15 protein-coding genes and 1 tRNA gene are annotated in these 17,576 nt (G+C 67.7%); 10 read left to right on the forward strand and 6 right to left on the reverse strand.

The features are described 5' to 3' along the window. Positions 1–122 precede the first annotated feature (122 nt). Positions 123–2,153 carry an acetate--CoA ligase gene (gene acs / locus FS787_RS06830; protein ID WP_144671448.1) on the forward strand — a complete coding sequence of 677 codons (2,031 nt, stop codon included), beginning with the start codon at positions 123–125 and terminating at the stop codon, positions 2,151–2,153. A gap of 25 nt (positions 2,154–2,178) precedes the next feature. Continuing rightward, the gene (locus FS787_RS06835; RefSeq protein WP_144671449.1) at positions 2,179–2,577 is read left to right on the forward strand and encodes an SRPBCC family protein; all 399 of its coding nucleotides are present in this window, start codon (positions 2,179–2,181) and stop codon (positions 2,575–2,577) included. 27 nt (positions 2,578–2,604) lie between these two features. On the opposite strand, the gene FS787_RS06840 is transcribed toward FS787_RS06835, so the two are convergent. Further along, the gene (locus tag FS787_RS06840) at positions 2,605–3,579 is read right to left on the reverse strand and encodes an SMP-30/gluconolactonase/LRE family protein (protein ID WP_144671450.1); all 975 of its coding nucleotides are present in this window, start codon (positions 3,577–3,579) and stop codon (positions 2,605–2,607) included. A gap of 189 nt (positions 3,580–3,768) precedes the next feature. Here FS787_RS06840 and aroQ point away from each other — a divergent pair, with 189 nt between their 5' ends. Beyond that, on the forward strand, positions 3,769–4,242 hold the full coding sequence (gene aroQ / locus FS787_RS06845) for a type II 3-dehydroquinate dehydratase (protein ID WP_144671451.1): 474 nt from the start codon (positions 3,769–3,771) through the stop codon (positions 4,240–4,242). Between the two features lie 2 nt (positions 4,243–4,244). Beyond that, entirely contained in the window at positions 4,245–5,366 is a 1,122-nt protein-coding gene (locus tag FS787_RS06850; protein ID WP_144671452.1) for a DUF2332 domain-containing protein, read from the forward strand. Between the two features lie 80 nt (positions 5,367–5,446). Here FS787_RS06850 and FS787_RS06855 read toward each other — a convergent pair whose 3' ends face one another. Continuing rightward, positions 5,447–6,631: a MarP family serine protease gene (locus FS787_RS06855; RefSeq protein WP_144671453.1), complete on the reverse strand. Its 1,185-nt coding sequence runs from the start codon at positions 6,629–6,631 to the stop codon at positions 5,447–5,449. A 206-nt stretch (positions 6,632–6,837) separates the two neighbouring features. Here FS787_RS06855 and FS787_RS06860 point away from each other — a divergent pair, with 206 nt between their 5' ends. Continuing rightward, positions 6,838–7,515, forward strand: a complete 678-nt coding sequence (locus FS787_RS06860) for a Crp/Fnr family transcriptional regulator (protein ID WP_011693220.1) — start codon at positions 6,838–6,840, stop codon at positions 7,513–7,515. A 363-nt stretch (positions 7,516–7,878) separates the two neighbouring features. Here the strand turns inward: FS787_RS06860 and FS787_RS06865 are convergent, their stop codons facing one another. The 3 genes from FS787_RS06865 to FS787_RS06875 are packed head-to-tail and all read right to left on the reverse strand — an operon-like array spanning position 7,879 to position 9,534. After that, positions 7,879–8,790 (reverse strand): NUDIX hydrolase, encoded by a 912-nt coding sequence (locus tag FS787_RS06865; RefSeq protein ID WP_144671454.1) that lies wholly within the window; start codon positions 8,788–8,790, stop codon positions 7,879–7,881. Positions 8,791–8,806: 16 nt separating this feature from the next. Then, positions 8,807–9,376, reverse strand: coding sequence for a RidA family protein (locus FS787_RS06870; protein ID WP_260982427.1), 570 nt, complete (start codon positions 9,374–9,376; stop codon positions 8,807–8,809). A 2-nt stretch (positions 9,377–9,378) separates the two neighbouring features. Continuing rightward, positions 9,379–9,534, reverse strand: coding sequence for a DUF4177 domain-containing protein (locus tag FS787_RS06875; protein WP_144671455.1), 156 nt, complete (start codon positions 9,532–9,534; stop codon positions 9,379–9,381). Positions 9,535–9,571: 37 nt separating this feature from the next. On the opposite strand from FS787_RS06875, the gene FS787_RS06880 reads away from it, so the two are divergent. The 5 genes from FS787_RS06880 to FS787_RS06900 all read left to right on the forward strand — a co-directional run bounded on the left by FS787_RS06880 (position 9,572) and on the right by FS787_RS06900 (position 17,101). Next, positions 9,572–11,929: a transglycosylase domain-containing protein gene (locus FS787_RS06880; RefSeq protein WP_144671456.1), complete on the forward strand. Its 2,358-nt coding sequence runs from the start codon at positions 9,572–9,574 to the stop codon at positions 11,927–11,929. A 3-nt stretch (positions 11,930–11,932) separates the two neighbouring features. Beyond that, positions 11,933–12,880 carry a metallophosphoesterase gene (locus FS787_RS06885; RefSeq protein ID WP_144671457.1) on the forward strand — a complete coding sequence of 316 codons (948 nt, stop codon included), beginning with the start codon at positions 11,933–11,935 and terminating at the stop codon, positions 12,878–12,880. A gap of 358 nt (positions 12,881–13,238) precedes the next feature. Then, positions 13,239–15,071: an ABC transporter ATP-binding protein gene (locus FS787_RS06890; RefSeq protein ID WP_144671458.1), complete on the forward strand. Its 1,833-nt coding sequence runs from the start codon at positions 13,239–13,241 to the stop codon at positions 15,069–15,071. Further along, complete coding sequence (locus tag FS787_RS06895; RefSeq protein WP_144671459.1) at positions 15,068–16,897, forward strand: ABC transporter ATP-binding protein; 1,830 nt, start codon at positions 15,068–15,070, stop codon at positions 16,895–16,897. The genes FS787_RS06890 and FS787_RS06895 overlap by 4 nt, the downstream gene beginning before the upstream one ends. 127 nt (positions 16,898–17,024) lie before the next feature. Continuing rightward, positions 17,025–17,101: transfer RNA gene (locus tag FS787_RS06900), tRNA-Pro, on the forward strand. A 188-nt stretch (positions 17,102–17,289) separates the two neighbouring features. Here the strand turns inward: FS787_RS06900 and FS787_RS06905 are convergent. Continuing rightward, on the reverse strand, positions 17,290–17,544 hold the full coding sequence (locus tag FS787_RS06905; RefSeq protein WP_056433769.1) for a hypothetical protein: 255 nt from the start codon (positions 17,542–17,544) through the stop codon (positions 17,290–17,292). Positions 17,545–17,576 lie beyond the last annotated feature (32 nt).

Below are 17,576 nucleotides of genomic sequence, written 5' to 3' on the forward strand. Positions count from 1 at the left end.
TTTCGGAACAGCTTTTGCGGTCCGACCGTGACCAGCCGATGCCCGACGCCGCGCATGCGGCACGGTGCTGCGGCGGAACGGGCGTCCCGCGCAGCACGGATCGATGAATGATGAGGTTCACCATGTCCCAGCAGTCACCCGGCTCCACGACGACGCAGGCGCCCCAGGGCGATGCCTTCGAAAACCTGTCGCAGGAGGACCGGAAGTTCGCCCCTTCCCCCGAGTTCGCCGCCAACGCGGTGGTCACCGCCGCGGACTACGCCGAGGCCGACGCCGACCGGCCCGCCTTCTGGGCGAAGCAGGCCCGCGAGCTGCTGAGCTGGAGCAAGGACTTCAGCCAGGCCCTGGACTGGTCCACGCCGCCGTTCGCCAAGTGGTTCGTCGGAGGCGAGATCAACGCCGCGTACAACGCGCTGGACCGTCACGTCGAGGCCGGCCACGGGGACCGGGTTGCCATCTACTTCGAGGGCGAACCGGGCGATACCCGCACGTACACCTACGCCCAGCTCACCGAGGAGGTCAAGAAGGCCGCCAACGCTTTCGAGTCCCTCGGCGTCGCCAAGGGCGACCGGGTGGCCGTGTACCTGCCGATGATTCCGGAGGCGGTCATCACGCTGCTGGCGTGCGCCCGGATCGGCGCCATCCACTCGGTGGTCTTCGGCGGTTTCTCCGCCGAGGCGCTCCGCTCCCGGATCGACGACGCCGAAGCCAAACTCGTCGTCACCGCGGACGGCACGTACCGGCGCGGCAAGCCCAGTGCGCTCAAGCCCGCCGTCGACGAGGCGCTGTCCCACGAGGGCGACGGCAGCGGCCACACGGTGCAGAACGTCGTCGTCGTCAAGCGCAACGGCCAGGACGTCGACTGGCACGAGGGCCGGGACCACTGGTGGGCGGACACGGTCGGGACCGCCTCCGCCGAGCACACCGCCGTCGGGCATGACTCCGAACACCCGCTCTTTATCCTCTACACCTCCGGGACCACCGGCAAGCCCAAGGGCATCCTGCACACCACCGGCGGCTACCTCACGCAGGGCGCGTACACGCACAAGGCGGTCTTCGACCTTAAGCCGGAGACTGACGTCTACTGGTGCACGGCCGACGTCGGCTGGATCACCGGGCACTCCTACGTCGCCTACGCCCCGCTGATCAACGGCGCCACCCAGGTGATCTACGAAGGCACCCCCGACTCCCCGCACCAGGGCCGCTGGTGGGAGATCGTGGAGAAGTACAAGGTGTCCATCCTCTACACCGCCCCCACCGCGATCCGCACGTTCATGAAGTGGGGCAAGGAGATCCCGGCGAAGTCGGACCTCTCCTCGATCCGGGTCCTGGGCTCCGTCGGGGAACCCATCAACCCCGAAGCGTGGATGTGGTACCGCGAGGTCATCGGCGGCAACGCCGGGAAGAACGGCGAGCGGAAGGAAACTCCGGCGCCGATCGTGGACACCTGGTGGCAGACCGAAACCGGCGCGCAGATGATCGCCCCGCTGCCCGGCGTCACGGCCACCAAGCCCGGCTCCGCCCAGGTCCCGCTGCCCGGCATCGCCGTGGACGTTGTGGACGAGCTCGGCGAGTCCGTGCCCAACGGCTCCGGCGGCTACCTTGTGATCCGGGAGCCGTGGCCGGCCATGCTGCGCGGCATCTGGGGCGACCCTGAGCGCTTCAAGGAAACCTACTGGTCCCGTTTTGAGACCATGTACTTCGCCGGGGACGGCGCCAAGAAGGACGAGGACGGCGACATCTGGCTGCTCGGCCGGGTCGATGACGTGATGAACATTTCCGGCCACCGGCTCTCTACCGCCGAAATCGAATCCGCCCTCGTCAGCCACCCCGCCGTCGCGGAAGCCGCCGTCGTGGGCGCCGCGGACGAAACCACCGGCCAGGCCGTCGTCGCCTTCGTGATCCTGCGCGGCGACGCCGTGGACACAGGCGACGCGATCGTGCAGGAACTCCGGAACCACGTGGGCAAGGAAATCGGGCCGATCGCCAAGCCCAAGACCATCCTCGTGGTGCCGGAACTGCCTAAGACCCGCTCGGGCAAGATAATGCGGCGCCTGCTCAAGGACGTCGCGGAAGGCCGTGAGGTGGGCGATGCCACCACCCTGGCCGACAACACGGTCATGGCGCAGATTGCGCAGTCGCTGAGAAGGTGAACGGGCCCCGGTCCGGGCTGCCCGGATGAGCTTCTCCGTCTCGCGCCGGATCGCCGCGTCCGCGGAGGACGTCTGGGCTCTGCTCACCGATACCGGGAAGTGGCCGGCATGGGGGCCGTCGATCACCGGGGCCGAGCCGGCCGCGGGCGGGACCGGAGCCGGGCCCGCCCGCGGAGGCCTTGCCTTGGGCAGCCGCGGCAGGGTCCGCACCGTTCTGGGCGTGACGCTGCCGTACACCGTGACGGCGTTTGAGCCCGGACGGTACTGGTCCTGGTCCGTGGCGGGAATCCCGGCCACCGGCCACCGGATCGTTCCGCAGGGCGGCTGCTGCGTCGTTACCTTTACGGTCCCGTGGTGGGCGCCCGCCTACCTTCCGGTTTGCGCCTTGGCGCTGCGCCGGATTGAACGGCTTGCGGCACGTTAGGTCCTCTGCCCGCCGCCGTGCGGGCGGTCAGCCGCGGGAACGCGCCTTGACGAGGACTGCTTCAAAGCTCTTGGCCTCGGGGGTGGTGAATTTCGCGTTGACGAGGGCCAGGGTGTTGCCGTACAGCGCCGCCGTGGTGGGGACGTCGAAGTTCTTGCTGGTGATGATTTCCTCCACTTCACCGGAGCTCACGCGTCCGTTCAGGTCGATCCGGCTGACCTGGTTGAGGCGGTTCTGGACAGCCCAAAGGGTGTCGCCGCGGACGACGATGCCATCAACATTCGCCAGAGTGACCGGTTTCCCGGCGGAGTCAGTGACCTGGATCTTTTTGTTGGATCCGTCGCGCGGGTCCACGGTGTACAGGGCGCCGCGGCCCGAGTGGGCGACGATCAGCTTGCGGCCCTCATCTGCGGCGGCGATGCCGTTGAGGTTGAACCCCTCGTCCACGGTCCCGGCTGGCGCCCTGAGGGGGACTGTCCGGGCTTTGCCCGGGGTCCCATCGCGGCCGATCGGGATCCGGTAGAGCTCACCGGCGCGGGAATTGGTGAACCAGGCGACGTCGCGGGTCAGGATGACGTCGTTGATGAACCTGTCGCCGCCTGTGGCCAGCTGGTACACGGCCACGGTCTTCTTCGTGTCCAGGTCGTACACGTAGGCCTGGCCGGTGGCGCCGCCGGCGACGAAGAGAAGCTCGTTGTCCCGGTCGACCTTCATGCCGAGGGCTGCGCGGCCTTTCGGCGCCTTGATGAACAGCTTCGCCGTGCCTCTGTCGATATCTCCGCGGAAGATGTTGCCGTTGAGCCGGTCACCGGCGAAGAACGTGGTCCCCTCCCCTGCGGCGATGCCCTCAGCGCCGGTGGCGCCGGGGAGTTTGATCACCGAGGACCGCTCATCGCCGTGCGTCCGGTCGGCGGTCGCGAGGGGCGCCGGGACGAGGAATGCCGCCAGGGCAAGGATGCCGACGGCGATCCAACGGATTGGTTTTGCCTGAATTTTGCGCATGATTTTTGCTCCGGGATCGGGCTTTCCGCGCGGGTCGGCCAGCACGGGAGCTCCGCGCGATGGTCTTTCCAGTGTAGGCACGCCGCCCGGCGCGGGCCAGAGCCCGCGGGCCGGTCCCGGGCTGTCTCTGGGTGCCCGCACCGCGGCCGGGTGCGGCGGCCCGCGACGCAACGCGATACATTGGCAGGCATGAGCGAAGCCACCCCCGACGGCGCCGGCCGCGGCACCATCCTGGTCCTCAACGGGCCCAACCTGAACCTGCTCGGCACCCGCGAACCGGAGAAGTACGGCACCGCCACACTGGCCGACGTCGAACAGCTCGCCAAGGACACCGGCGCGGCGCACGGCCTCGACGTCGAGTGCTTCCAGTCGAACCACGAAGGCGCCCTTGTGGATGCCATCCATGCCGCCCGCGGAAAGGCTGTCGGCATCGTCATCAACGCCGGCGCCTACACCCACACCTCGGTGGCCATCCGGGACGCCATCTCCGCGGTGCAGCTGCCCGCCGTCGAGGTCCACATCACCAATGTCCACGCTCGCGAGGCGTTCCGGCACCACTCGTACCTTTCGGACGTCAGCAAGGCAGTGATCGCCGGTGCGGGGATCCTGGGCTACCGGTTCGCCGTCGAGTACCTCGCCGGGCTGCAGGCCGGCCGGGACTGAGCATGTCCCCCGCTGATGCCGCCGGCGGGGAGCCGCCCGCTGCCGGGCAGGGCCCGGCTGGATCAGGCCCGGCCGGACCGGGTGCGGGGCAATCAGCCGGTCAGGGCACGGGGGAAACGGGAACATCGCAGTGGTACCGGCACTTCGGCACCATCGACGCGCCCGGCCATTCCGCCTGCTACGCCGAATGGTCGGTGGGCATCGCGGACGACCCCGACCTGCTCCGGCGGATCGACCAGTGGCCGCACAACAAGCGCCAGCCCCTGCTGATGCTCGCGGCGGCCCGCTTCCTCGGCGCACAGATCAGCCCCTACCCGGATTTCCGGGCGTTCCTGGACGCGCGCTGGGCGGACGTCTCCCGGATTGTGCTTACCCGGGCCACCCAGACCAATGAGGCCGGCCGCTGCGCCACCCTGCTGCCGTCCCTGGCGCAGATCGCCGCCGCGAGCGGGCGCCCGCTCGCGCTCCTTGAGGTCGGGGCCTCGGCCGGACTCAACCTGTTTCCGGACCGCTACGGCTATGAGTACGACGCCGCTCCCGGGGTCACCCGGCTGGGCCCGGCCGGCGCTGCTCCCGGCAGTTACCCGGTCCTGGGCTGCGCCGTCACCGGCCCGGTCCCGCTCCCGACGGCGCTCCCTCCGGTGGCGTGGCGGGCGGGCATCGACCTCAACCCCCTGGATGTCCGGAACCCCGATGACGTCGCCTGGCTGGAGGCGCTGATCTGGCCGGAGCAGGACTTCCGCCGCGAGCGGCTGCGCCGGGCGATCGCCGTGGCGCGGGCCGACCCGCCCCTCCTGGTGGCCGGGGACCTCAACGACCGGCTCGTCGCCCTGGCCGCGCAAGCGCCGTCGGACGCCACGCTGGTGGTCTTCCACAGCGCGGTCCTGGCCTACCTCGATGCGGAGGCCCGGGGCCGGTTCCGCGCCGCGATGGCGCGGCTCGCCGTCGACACCGGCTGTCACTGGCTCTCCAACGAGGGGCACACCGTCATCCTCCAGGCCGATGGCTCCAGCGTGGTTCCGGAGATGGACGACGCGCGGCTCCGCGGCCGCTTCCTGCTGCTGCACAACGGGAAACCGGTGGCGATCACCGGCCCGCACGGCCAGAGCCTGGAGTGGCTCTGACCGGCCGTATCGGGGCGGCCTGCTAGTTCCGGACTGCTGCTTCCGGTTCGTTTACGTCCGGGCTGTTACCGTCCGGGCTGTTACTTCTGGATGCACTGGCCCGGGGAGACAGCGTTCGCCAGGCCCGGCGCCTGGGCAGCGACCGGTCCCAGATCCTCCATGGTGATGGCATAACCGAGCGAGGATCCGCTGGTGGCCTTGGCGAAAATTACTCCCGCCACCTGGCCGTCGTTGGTCAGCAGCGGGCCTCCCGAGTTGCCCGGCTGGACGTCCCCGGCGATCCGGTACACGTCCGCTGGGGCGGGGTTGTTGCCGTAGATGTCCGGCACCAGCACCGTCGCGATGTCCTGCACGGTGGCAGGTTTGGACTGGAACGGGCCGCCGTGGGGGTAGCCGGAAAACGCCGCCGGGCTGCCGGCCGGCAGGTCAGGGCTAAGGGCCAGAGGGGCGGACCGGAGGCCGTCCACGGCCACCACCGCGAGGTCATGTTGGGCGTCGAAGTACACCACACGCCCGGGCAGGGCGCCGGCACCAGGGATCTCCACCACCGGCTCCGGCACGCCGGCAACCACGTGGGCGTTCGTGACCACGCGGCCGGGCGAAACCACGAAACCGGTCCCGGTCTGGTTCTGTCCGCACTGGTAGGCGGTGCCGGCGATCTTCAGGACCGACGCCGACGCCCGGTTCAGCGCCGGGGTGTCGGTGCTGGTGTCCGGAATGGCCACCGGCTGGCCTTCCCCGATGCCCTCGAACAGCGTCGGGATGCCTTCACCGATCACCGCGGACCGCAGCTGGGCCATCGAGGTTTTCAGCGGCACGGGCGTCACGCCGTCGATGAAGCGGATCACCTTGGATTCGGCGAGCGGCTGGGAGACAAAGGGCACGCCCAGCGCGCCGATGCTGAACGCCAGCATCGACATCACCAGAGCGGAGACCACCACGTTGACGCCGCCGCCGGCCAGCCGGTCCATGGACCGCAGCGGGTTGATCTTGACCGCGCTGCGCACACTGCGCCCGATGGCGGTGCCCAGCCCGTGCCCCAGCATCATCAGCAGCACGGCGGTGGCGATGATCGCCGTGAGGCGCCAGCCGCTGTCCTCCACCAGGCCACTGACAATGGGGACGGACACAAACGCGGCCACGGCGCCCGCGGCGAATCCGGCAATGCCGCCGACGGTGACGAGGAAGCCGTTGCGAAGGCCGTGGAACAGGTAGGACAGCAGTGTCAGAATCAACACGAGATCCAGGATGGTCAAGCCGAACACCGATGCTCCTTATAGGCGGGTAAGCCCCAATTCTACCGGCGCAGGCTGACAGTTTGCCGAGCGCCCGCGGAGGCCGCGGACAGCCGGCAGGCTCCCCCTGCCACGATGTTTGGCGCGTCTCAGTGCCAAGTACGTCACAGAAGCGCCAAAATTCTGAAACAATGGCTGAAGCGCCCCAGCCGACACAGTTTTAGTCAGGAGATTTCATGGATATCGAGGTATTGCGCCGCGCACCCCTTTTCGCCACGCTCGACGACGAGGCGTTCCGTCTGCTGACGGACGAACTCACCGAGGTGGACCTCTCACGCGGAGCCTCGGTATTCCGGGAAGGCGACCAGGGCGACCAGCTCTATTTCATCGTCTCCGGCAAGGTCAAGCTCGGCCGCACGTCCCCGGACGGCCGGGAGTCCCTGCTTGCCATCCTCGGCCCGGGTGAACTCTTCGGCGAGATGGCACTGTTCGATCCGAGCCCGCGGACCGCAACAGCAACGGCCGTCTCGGAAACACGGCTGGCCGGGCTGAAGAACGAGAGCCTCAACGCCCTGCTGCGCACCCGCCCCGAGGTTTCGGCGCAGCTGCTGCAGGCGCTGGCACGCCGCCTGCGGCGCACCAACGATTCCCTGTCCGACCTGGTCTTCTCCGACGTTCCAGGCCGCGTCGCCAAGGCGCTGCTGGACCTCGCGGACCGCTTCGGCCGTCCCGCGACCGACGGCGTCCTGGTGGCCCACGAGCTCACCCAGGAAGAACTGGCCCAGCTGGTCGGCGCTTCCCGCGAGACGGTCAACAAGGCCTTGGCCGAATTCGTGCAGCGCGGCTGGCTGCGCCTGGAGGCCCGCGCCGTCGTCATCCTCGACATGCAGCGCCTCCGCCAGCGCTCCCGCTAAGCCCGATTGACAGTGCCCCGCACTACAGCTGAAGGCCGGCCCGTGACAACGGAGCCGGCCTTCGGCGTTTAGGCCCGAATGAACGCCTCACCGCAGGACATGCCCAGTCCAGGGCTCACTCCCCGCCGGACATGCCCATTCCTAGCAGCTAAGGGCGGACAGAATGCCACTATGTCCACTGGCTCAGGCCTGCGGAGGGCATGTCCAGTGACATGGAGGGCTGAACGGGGGGCATGTGCACTGCTGGGGCGCAGCACGGGCATGTCCGCTGAGCGCTCCGACCTGGCAGGCCCGCAATAGACGGCACTCCGTTGACGCTACTCCGGGCCACGCCCCTGGAGACCTCGCTTCAGCGCCCCGGCGTCAGCGTTCGCGCTGGGGTTCCCCGGCGACCGTTTTGGCCGCCTCCACCTCAAGCAGGAGCTGGCCGTTCTCCTCGACAAGCTTCGGCTGGTAGACGTGGGCCTTGCGCTTGTAGCTCAGGTAGGCGATGCAGCCGTTGGCCGCCGCCATCTTCTCCAGCATGATCTCCGAGCCGGGCACCAGAAGCTGGCCGAGGGTGAGCCCAGCGGTGTTCTCCTGGCCCACCTCATCGCCGAGCTCGGTGGTGTCGCGGCCGTCAATGACCTTCCGGGCGCACACCCAGCGGCCCCACACGCCCTTGCTGGCCAGCAACGAGGGCTGCTGGTTCATCGGCACCGTGGCCGCGAAATAGCGGGTGTTGAAGCGGCGGTGCGCGAAATCCGGGCTGAGCCAGTTGACCAGTGGCTTGAGCAGGTCCGTGCGCACCGAGAGCCCGCGTTTGGCCAGCACTTCGGTGAAGGACTTCTCCTGCTCCGCCACGGCCACCCGGGCCCGCATCCATTCGGCAGAGGACGTGGCCTCCACCGTGGTGGACAGGTCCGGGCCGGCCAGGAGCACGCCGGTTTCCTCAAACAGTTCACGGATGGCGCCCACCACGTGGCGGCGTGCCAGTCCGACGTCGTCGGTCCCCATCTGCTCGGCCCAATGCTGCGGTGAGGGGCCCAGCCAGCCGACGGCGTCGTCGTCGGACGCCTCCAGCGACCCGCCCGGAAAGGCGAGGACCCCCAGCGGTGACGATCCCGGGCGGTAACCCAGCCAGGTCTCCAGGCCGGTGGGCGAATCACGAAGCAGCACCACCGAGGAAGCGAACCGTGCCGCCCGGGGGGTCCTTTCGCCGTGTTCAAGCCAGCTGCGGGCCGCCCCCTCAAGATCGGGGGGAAGGACAAACAGTCGTCGGGCTAACTGAGGCAAGGAAGTGACCGGCCCTCTAGGCGAATTCGGCGATCAGTTCGACTTCAACCGGCGAGTCGAGCGGAAGTACGGCCACGCCGACGGCGGAGCGCGCGTGCTGGCCGGCGTCGCCGAGGACCTTGCCCAGCAGGTCGGACGCGCCGTTGATCACACCGGGCTGGCCGGTGAACGACGGGTCGGAGGAGACGAACCCGACAACCTTGACGATCCGCGTGATCCGGTCGAGGTCCCCGATGACGCTCTTCACGGCTGCCAGGGCGTTGACGGCGCACACCGCGGCGTACCGCTGGGCGGCATCCGGTGACACCGTGGCCTCGTCCGAGGCGCCTTCGGCGCCGGAGGACACCTTGCCGGTGGCTTCGAGCTTGCCGTTGATGAACGGCAGCTGTCCCGACGTATAGACGTGGTTGCCGGAGATCACAGCGGGGACGTAGGCGGCCACCGGGGCGGCAACCTCCGGCAGGGTCAGGCCCAGCTCGGCGAGGCGCTGCTCGACGGCGGACGACGCGCCCGTGCCTGAGGTGCTGCGGCCCGGAGTTCCGGAGGCTCCGGGCGCTCCCGGAGCGGCAGATGCGGGGGTGCTCACGGCTACTGCTTCTCCCTCTTCAGGTAGGCAACCAGGCCGTTTCCTTCGGGACCCGGAACAACCTGGACAAGCTCCCAGCCGTCGTCACCCCACTGGTCCAAAATCTGCTTTGTGGCGTGGATAATGAGCGGAATCGTGGCGTACTCCCATTTGGTCATGAGCTAAAGCCTAGTCCTTGCCGGTAAAGTGGAAAACATGGCGACTGGTAAGAACCCTTTATTTGACACGGCCACCACCCTCGGAAAGATCTTTCTTTTCCTGGGCGTGAGCGCCATTTGTGGCGTCCTGGTGGCGGGACTGCTGGTCCCTGCGGCGGCCGTCACCGGCAGCTCGGCCAGCGGCTCAATCAAATTCTTCGACACCCTCCCGGCGGAGCTGAAGGTTGATCCGCCAAGCCAGTCAACCAAGATCCTGGCGGCCGACGGCAGTGTCATCGCCAACCTCTACCTTGAGAACCGCACCCGCGTCTCGCTGGATGACATGTCCCCGCACATCAAGAACGCGGTGATCGCCATCGAGGACAGCCGCTTCTATGAACACGGCGGCGTGGACACCACCGGCATCATGCGCGCGCTGGTCAGCACCGCCCGGGGCAACAAGCAGGGCGCGTCGACCATCACGCAGCAGTACGTGAACAACGTCATCAACTCCTCCCTTGAGGCCGAGGGCAAGGGCGACGAGGTCCTGCTGAACGGCGTGAACAAAGGCGTCGGGGACAAGCTCCGCGAGATGAAGCTCGCCATCGCCCTGGAGAAGAAGTTCACCAAAGAGGAGATCCTTGAGGGCTACCTCAACATCGTCTTTTTCAACCGTGACGCCTACGGCATTGAGGCCGCCTCCCGGCTGTTCTTCAGCACCACTGCCAAGAAACTGACCCTGCCGCAGGCCGCGCTTCTCGCCGGCGTTGTGAACAGCCCGTCGTTCTACGATCCGATCTCCAACCCGGAGAACGCCAAGCAGCGCCGCGACCTGGTCCTCAAAGCCATGTACACGCAGGGCAAGATCAAGCAGGCGGACTACGAAGCCGCCGTCGCCACGCCGGTCACCACCAAGGTGACCCAGCCCCGGCAGGGCTGCGCCTACTCGCCCACGTCGCCATACTTCTGCGATTACGTGCTGCACCTGCTGCTCAACAACCCCGCGTACGGCGCGGACGCGAAAGAACGTGAGCGGAAGATCTTCCGCGGCGGTCTGACAATCAAGACCACGCTGGAACCTGCCGCCCAGAAGGCCGCCCAGGCACAGGTGGATGCCGCTGCCGGCGCGAACCCGGACAAGTGGGGCGCTGCCCTGGTTTCGGTGGAGCCGGGCACCGGCAAAATCACCAACATGGCACAGAACACCTCGTGGCTGCAGGCCAAGGGGAAGTTCGACTCCCAGCTCAACTTCAACGTCGACAAATTCGACGAAAACGGCAACGACCTCAACGGCCTCGGCGGCGCCCAGCCGGGGTCCACAATGAAACCGTTCACGTTCGCCCAGTGGCTGGATGAGGGCAAGTCCATGAACACCGTGGTGGACGGCTCGGTCCGCAGGTACCCCCTGAGCTTCCAGTGGCGGAACTCCTGCGGCACCACCACGGGCGCCTACAGCACGCCGGAAAACCAGGCGCAACTGGGCGCCGCGGAGGACCTGCAGAACGCCGAAGAGGGCTACTACAGGCCCATGACGGTCCTGCAGGGCCTGTACAACTCCATCAACACGGTGACCTTCGCCTCCGCCGCGCAGGTGGACTTCTGCGGGATCCAGAAGATCGTGGACGCCGTGGGCATCCACTCCGGTCTTCCCTCGGTGGAGAAGGAGACCGGCAAGATCCTCGAGGCGAACCCGAAGGTCAACATGTTCCAGTTGTCCAACCTCCTGGGTTCCACCCAGACCTCGCCGCTGACCATGGCCAGTGCGTTCGCCACCTTCGCCAACGATGGCCGGTACTGCGCGCCGATCGCCATCACGTCAGTGACGGATGCGACCGGGGCCCAGCTCCCCGCCCAGGCCACCAACTGCCGGGACGCGCTCAAGCCGGAGGTCGCCCGCGGCGTGAACTACGCCCTGCAGGAAGTCCTGAACCGTGGTTCCGGCGCGCTCATTCAGCCGCGGATCTCCACCCGGACAACCTTCCCGATCGCGGCTAAGACCGGTACGTCCAACAACAACGGTTCCACGTGGGTTGTCGGCCACACCACGGGCCTTGCCACCGCTGCCTGGTTCGGCGACCCGCTGGGCAACCAGCAGCGCGCCGGACAGAACGTCACGATCAACGGGAACTTCTACAAGGGCGTCGACGGTTACATGATCGCCGGCCCCATGTTCTCGCAGTTCATGTCCCAGGTCGCCCCATCGCACGGCACGGAGCCGTTCCCGGAACCGCCGTCGAACCTGTTGTACGAGGCCGCGCCGTACCAGCCGCCCAGCAATAACAACAACAGCAACAACCGCGGAAATGGCGGCAACGAGGGCAGCGAGGAGGCTCCGTCGACGCAGAACGAAGCCCCGAAGGAAGAAGCGCCGAAGGAACCGGCGCCTTCCGCGCCGCCGAAAAAAGAGGATAAGTAGCCCGTGGCCGGGGGATTTGATCTGGCAAGCCGCGTCCGAAGCATCGGGCGCGGCTTTGCCGTAACCGCCGCAGCCGGTGCCACGGTGGGCGCCGCCGTGACCGGCTACGGGCTGTGGGAGAAGAACCAGTTCGTCCTGCGGGAAGAGACCCTGCCCATCCTCCCTGCCGGGTTTGGACCGATCCGGGTGCTGCACCTCAGCGACATTCACTTTGTCCCGGGGCAGCACCGGAAGGCCGAATGGCTGGCCTCGCTTGCGGAACTGCGGCCGGACCTGGTGGTGAACACCGGCGACAACCTCAGCCATGCCAAGTCCGTGCAGCCCCTGCTGGACTCGCTCCACCCGCTGATGGAATTCCCCGGCGTTTTTGTGCCCGGCTCGAACGACTACTTCGCCCCGATGCTGAAAAACCCGGTGTCGTATTTCCGGGGGCCGTCCTCGCACACCAAGGAGCCGGCCCGGCTGGACTGGCCCCGGCTCCGTGCAGGCTTCGGCATGGGCGGCTGGGTGGACCTGACCAACCGCTGCCAGTCGCTGGTGATCAAAGGCCTGCGCGTTGATTTTTCCGGCGTCGACGATCCGCACCTGGGCCTTGAACGGTACGCCGGCTGGCCGCGGGGCACGAAGGGCCAGGACAGCCGTGCGCACCTCCGCGTCGCTGTCATCCACGCCCCCTACCAGCGTGTCCTGGACCGTTTCACCGAGGACGGCGCCGACCTCCTGCTGGCCGGGCACACGCACGGCGGCCAGATCTGCGTCCCGGGTTACGGCGCCCTCGTCGCCAACTGCGACCTCCCGACCTGGCGCGCCAAAGGCCTGCACGACTGGGAAAGCAACGGACGCACGACGCCGGTGAACGTCTCGGGCGGCATCGGCACCTCCCGTTTCGCGCCGGTCAGGATCGCCTGCCGGCCCGAGGCCGTAATGCTGACGCTCACTGCGCGTTCCTGAGCCCGCCCGCTCCCCTCTCCACCACCGGACATGCCCTCCCGCTCCCCTCTCCACCACCGGACATGCCCTCCGGCGCGATCCACGAATGGACATAGGGGCCTATGTCCACTCCCCGCGCCATGTACTGGACATGTCCAGCGGCACGGCAGGTCTTATGTCCACTCGCCGCGCCCGGGACCGGACATGTCCTCCCGTGAGGGGAGGGTCGCGCATCCATTGCGGAATGTAATTACTGGGCGAGATCCTGATGCTGTGGATTTTCCTGTGAACCGGGTCACCCGATGGCCTAGGGTAGTTGCTACAGGAAACTACATCCAGTTGCGTTAGTTATTTCGCAGTTGCGTTTTAAGAAGCAGGCATGGCCAAGCAGACCTCATTTTTCTCCTCCATCAGCCGTCTCTATCCGCATGTCAGGCCGATCATTCCGCGGCTGGTCATGGGCCTGCTCTGCGCCCTGCTCGCCAGCGTGGTGGCCCTGACCATCCCCCAGGTGCTGCGGGTGCTGATCAACCAGTCCCTGGAACCCGGCGGCAGCACAGACGCGGTCTGGACCGCCTCCCTCGTGATCCTGGGCCTGGGCATCGCCGAGGCCGGACTCGTGGCGCTGCGCCGGCAGTTCGTCATCAACCCCGCCACCACGGTGGAAACCCGGATGCGGGTGTCCCTCTACGGCCACCTGCAGGACCTGACAGTTTCCTTCCACGACCGGTGGGGCTCCGGGCAGCTGCTCTCCCGCGCCATGACCGACCTGAACTTCCTGCGCCGCTGGATGGCCTTCGGCGCCATCATGCTGGTGGTCACCACCCTGACGGTCGTGATCGGTGTGGCCGTGATGTTCGCAATGAGCTGGCAGCTGGCCCTGATTTTCCTCGCCGCGGCGGTGCCCATCATGATCTACGGCTTCCGCTTCCGCACCCGCTTCAGCAAGGTGGCCCGGCGCAGCCAGGACCAGGCCGGCGACCTCGCGACCACTGTCGAGGAATCGGTCCACGGGATCCGCGTCCTCAAGGCATTCGGCCGCAGCCGCGAGGCACTGGAGAACTTCAACGAACAGGCGGAGGAGCTCCGCCAGACGGAGATCGCCAAGGCCAAGCACGTCGCCACCTTCAGCCTGGTGGTCACCCTTCTGCCGGAGCTGGCCCTCGGGACCGGCCTCGTCGTCGGCATCCTGCTGGCCTCCACCGGCGAGCTGAGCATCGGCGCCCTGGTGGCCTTCTTCGCCACCGCCGCCGTGATCGCCGCCCCCGTGGAGTTCTGCGGCATGCTGCTGGCCATGGCCCTCACCGCCAAGACCGCCGTGGACCGGCATTTCGAGGTGATGGACTCGGTGAACACCATCACCAGCCCGGACCATCCGCGCAGCCCCGCCGAGCTGCAGGGCGCCCTCAGCTTCCACAACGCCACCTTCGCCTACGAGGACGCCCCGGACAAACCGATCCTCACCGACGTCACCCTGGACATCAGGCCCGGCGAAACCATGGCCCTGGTCGGAATCACGGGCAGCGGCAAGAGCGCCCTGCTCCAGCTGGTCCCCCGGCTGTACGACGTCACCGCCGGCACCATCACCATCGACGGGGTGGACCTGCGCGAGTTCAGCGTTGAGGACCTCCGCACAGTGGTCGCCGTCGCGTTCGAAGACACCACGCTGTTCTCGAGTTCGGTCCGCGACAACGTCCTGCTTGGCGCCCCGGCCGGCCTCCCGCCCGAGCGCCGCGAAGAACTCCTCGAGGAGGCGCTCGACGTCGCCCAGGCCCACTTCGCGTACTCGCTTCCGGACGGTCTGGACACCTTGATCGGTGAGGAGGGACTCAGCCTCTCCGGCGGGCAGCGGCAGCGCATCGCCCTGGCCCGGGCCATCGCCGCCCGTCCCAGGGTGCTGGTCCTGGACGATCCGCTGTCCGCCCTCGATGTCCACACCGAGGAACTCGTCGAGACGAGGCTGCGGGAGGTGCTTACCGCCACGACGACGCTGATCGTGGCCCACCGGCCGTCCACCGTCGCGCTGGCGGACCGGGTGGCGCTGCTGGAGAACGGACGGATCACCGCCGTCGGCACCCACACCGAACTGCTCGCGGAGAACCCCCACTACCGCTACGTGATTGCCAGCCTCGACCCCGAGCCGCGCGACCTGGACTCCGATCTGCTGGACTCGGAGCTGTCCGGCCTCAACGCCGAGGAGGTTTCCCGATGAGCAGCGCAACCTTCGGCACCGCGAATGAAGACAACGCGCACCTGTCCAGGACCGAGAGCAAAACCGTCCGGCGCCGGTCCCTGGCCCTGCTCGGCTCGCTGATCCGCCCGGTCCGCCGGCGGTTCTGGCTGACCATTGCCGCCGTCGTGCTGTCCCAGGCCGCCCGCGTCGCCGGGCCGGCGCTGATCGCCTTCGGCATCGACCGGGCCCTCCCGGCCCTGATCGCCGGCGACAACGTCCCCCTGATGCTCACGGGCGCCGCGTACCTCGCCGCCGCCGTCGCCACGGCCTGCCTCACCGCCCTGTATGTGACCTCGACGGCCAGACTGAGCCAGGCGATGCTCCTGGACCTCCGCGTCCGGGTCTTCCGGCACACCCAGCGGCTCAGCCTCGAATTCCACGAAAAGTACACCTCAGGGCGCATCATCGCGCGACAGACCTCGGACCTGGAGGCGCTGCGCGAACTCCTGGACTCCGGGATCAGCTCGCTGGCCTCCGGAATGCTGTTCATGGTGTTCACGGCCGCGACCGTGTTCGCCCTCGACTGGAGGAGCGGGCTCCTGGTCCTGGCCGCCGGCGTGCCGATGTACTTCCTGGCCCGCTGGTACCAGAAGCACTCCCAGATCGCGTTCCGCGAGTCCCGGGTGGTCTCGGCCCGGCTGATCGTGCACTTCGTCGAGACCATGACCGGCATCCGCGCCGTCAAGGCGTTCCGCAAGGAACGCGAAAACGCCGGCCTCTATGCCGAGCTCGCCGAGGACTACCGCAAGGTCACGGTCCGTTCCATCAACCTCAACGGCGTCTTCCAGCCCGGCCTGGTGCTGATCGGCAACGTCTGCGTCGCCGTCGTCCTGCTGTTCGGCGGCTTCCGGGTGCTCAGCGGCGACCTCGCCGTCGGCGTGCTGCTGGCCCTGATCCTGTCCACCAAACGCTTCTTCCAGCCGGTGGACCAGATGGCCATGTTCTACAACTCCTTCCAGAGCGCCCAGGCGGCGCTGGAGAAAGTCTCCGGACTGCTCGAGGAAGTCCCCACGGTCCGTCCGCCCAAAAACCCGGTGACCCTGCACGACGCCAAGGGAACCATTGATTTCAAGGCGGTCGAATTCCGCTACGGCGACGGGCCCGTCATCATCCCGGCCATGGACCTGCACATCCCCGCCGGCCAGACGGTGGCGCTGGTGGGCCAGACCGGCGCCGGCAAGTCCACGCTCGCCAAACTGATCGCCCGCTTCTACGACGTCTCCGCCGGTTCGCTCACGCTCGACGGCGTGGACCTGCGGGAACTCGCGACGGCGGACCTGCGCCGGAACGTCGTAATGGTCACCCAGGAGGCGTTCCTGTTCAGCGGCTCCGTCGCGGACAACATCGCCCTCGGCCGGCCCGGGGCCTCGCGCGCGGAGATCGAGGCCTCGGCCAAGGCCGTGGGCGCGCACGACTTCATCCAGGCCCTCCCGGACGGCTACGACACGGACGTCAACAAACGCGGCGGCCGGGTGTCCGCCGGGCAGCGCCAGCTGATCAGCTTCGCCCGGGCGTTCCTGGCCCGTCCGGCCGTGCTGATCCTGGACGAGGCCACCTCCTCGCTGGACATCCCGTCCGAACGACTCGTCCAAACCGGCCTGGCCGGGCTGCTGCAGGGCATCGGCGCCGACAGCGGCCGCACCGCCCTCATCATCGCGCACCGCCTGTCGACAGTGGAGACCGCCGACCGGGTGCTGGTGGTCCACGACGGGCGGGTGGTCGAGGACGGCACCCCGGATCAGCTGATCGGCGGCGGCGGCCGCTTCGCGCAGCTGCATGGCGCCTGGAAGGACTCGCTGGTCTGAGCCGCACCGGCTCTGCGCGGCCCGGCTGCGCGTGCAGTGCGTTCTGTTGCGCGGCCGCCCGTGGCTCGATTTCGCATCCGGGGCCCCGATCGGATACTCTTGTGAAGTTGCTTTTGAAGTAACGGATCGGGATGTGGCGCAGCTTGGTAGCGCGCGTCGTTCGGGACGACGAGGTCGCAGGTTCAAATCCTGTCATCCCGACCAATCAAGAAGAGGGTCTTCCATTAGGAAGGCCCTCTTCTTTGTGCGCCCGGTTCCCGTCGATTGCTCCGCAACTGCCGTTTTGACCCCTCAAAAGGGCGGCTACGGAGCAGTCGATGAGGGTTGCGGGGCAAAAAAATAGCTCCGGGACACGGTTCGCGCATGTCCCGGAGCTATCAAAAAGCCAATGCCTACATCGGATCCGGCCAGTTGCCGACATTTGTGGAGTACGTCATCGGGTCAGGCCAGTTGCCGACATTCGTGGAGTACATCATGGGGTCAGGCCAGTTACCGACGGCCTGAGGCGCCTTCATGGGGTCCGGCCAGTTGCCGACGGCGGTGAAGCCAGCGTCACCAGTGGAACCAATGGACAGGACGGCCGGAGCCGCAGCGGAGAATGCCAGAGCGCCCGCCAGGACGGCGCCGGCCGCAATCTTCTTCAACATAGAGTTCCTCAATATGAGTCGGGGTCCTTACC

It is taken from the genome of Arthrobacter sp. U41 (assembly GCF_007679325.1).
In the GTDB taxonomy this organism is placed as follows: Bacteria; Actinomycetota; Actinomycetes; order Actinomycetales; family Micrococcaceae; genus Arthrobacter.

Bases quoted from the DNA above. Each gene is read 5' to 3' on its own strand.
- acs (WP_144671448.1), top strand. From the start codon at position 123: ATGTCCCAGCAGTCACCCGGCTCCACGACGACGCAGGCGCCCCAGGGC.
- FS787_RS06835 (WP_144671449.1), top strand. From the start codon at position 2,179: ATGAGCTTCTCCGTCTCGCGCCGGATCGCCGCGTCCGCGGAGGACGTC.
- FS787_RS06840 (WP_144671450.1), bottom strand. From the start codon at position 3,579: ATGCGCAAAATTCAGGCAAAACCAATCCGTTGGATCGCCGTCGGCATC.
- aroQ (WP_144671451.1), top strand. From the start codon at position 3,769: ATGAGCGAAGCCACCCCCGACGGCGCCGGCCGCGGCACCATCCTGGTC.
- FS787_RS06850 (WP_144671452.1), top strand. From the start codon at position 4,245: ATGTCCCCCGCTGATGCCGCCGGCGGGGAGCCGCCCGCTGCCGGGCAG.
- FS787_RS06860 (WP_011693220.1), top strand. From the start codon at position 6,838: ATGGATATCGAGGTATTGCGCCGCGCACCCCTTTTCGCCACGCTCGAC.
- FS787_RS06875 (WP_144671455.1), bottom strand. From the start codon at position 9,534: ATGACCAAATGGGAGTACGCCACGATTCCGCTCATTATCCACGCCACA.
- FS787_RS06880 (WP_144671456.1), top strand. From the start codon at position 9,572: ATGGCGACTGGTAAGAACCCTTTATTTGACACGGCCACCACCCTCGGA.
- FS787_RS06890 (WP_144671458.1), top strand. From the start codon at position 13,239: ATGGCCAAGCAGACCTCATTTTTCTCCTCCATCAGCCGTCTCTATCCG.
- FS787_RS06895 (WP_144671459.1), top strand. From the start codon at position 15,068: ATGAGCAGCGCAACCTTCGGCACCGCGAATGAAGACAACGCGCACCTG.
- FS787_RS06905 (WP_056433769.1), bottom strand. From the start codon at position 17,544: ATGTTGAAGAAGATTGCGGCCGGCGCCGTCCTGGCGGGCGCTCTGGCA.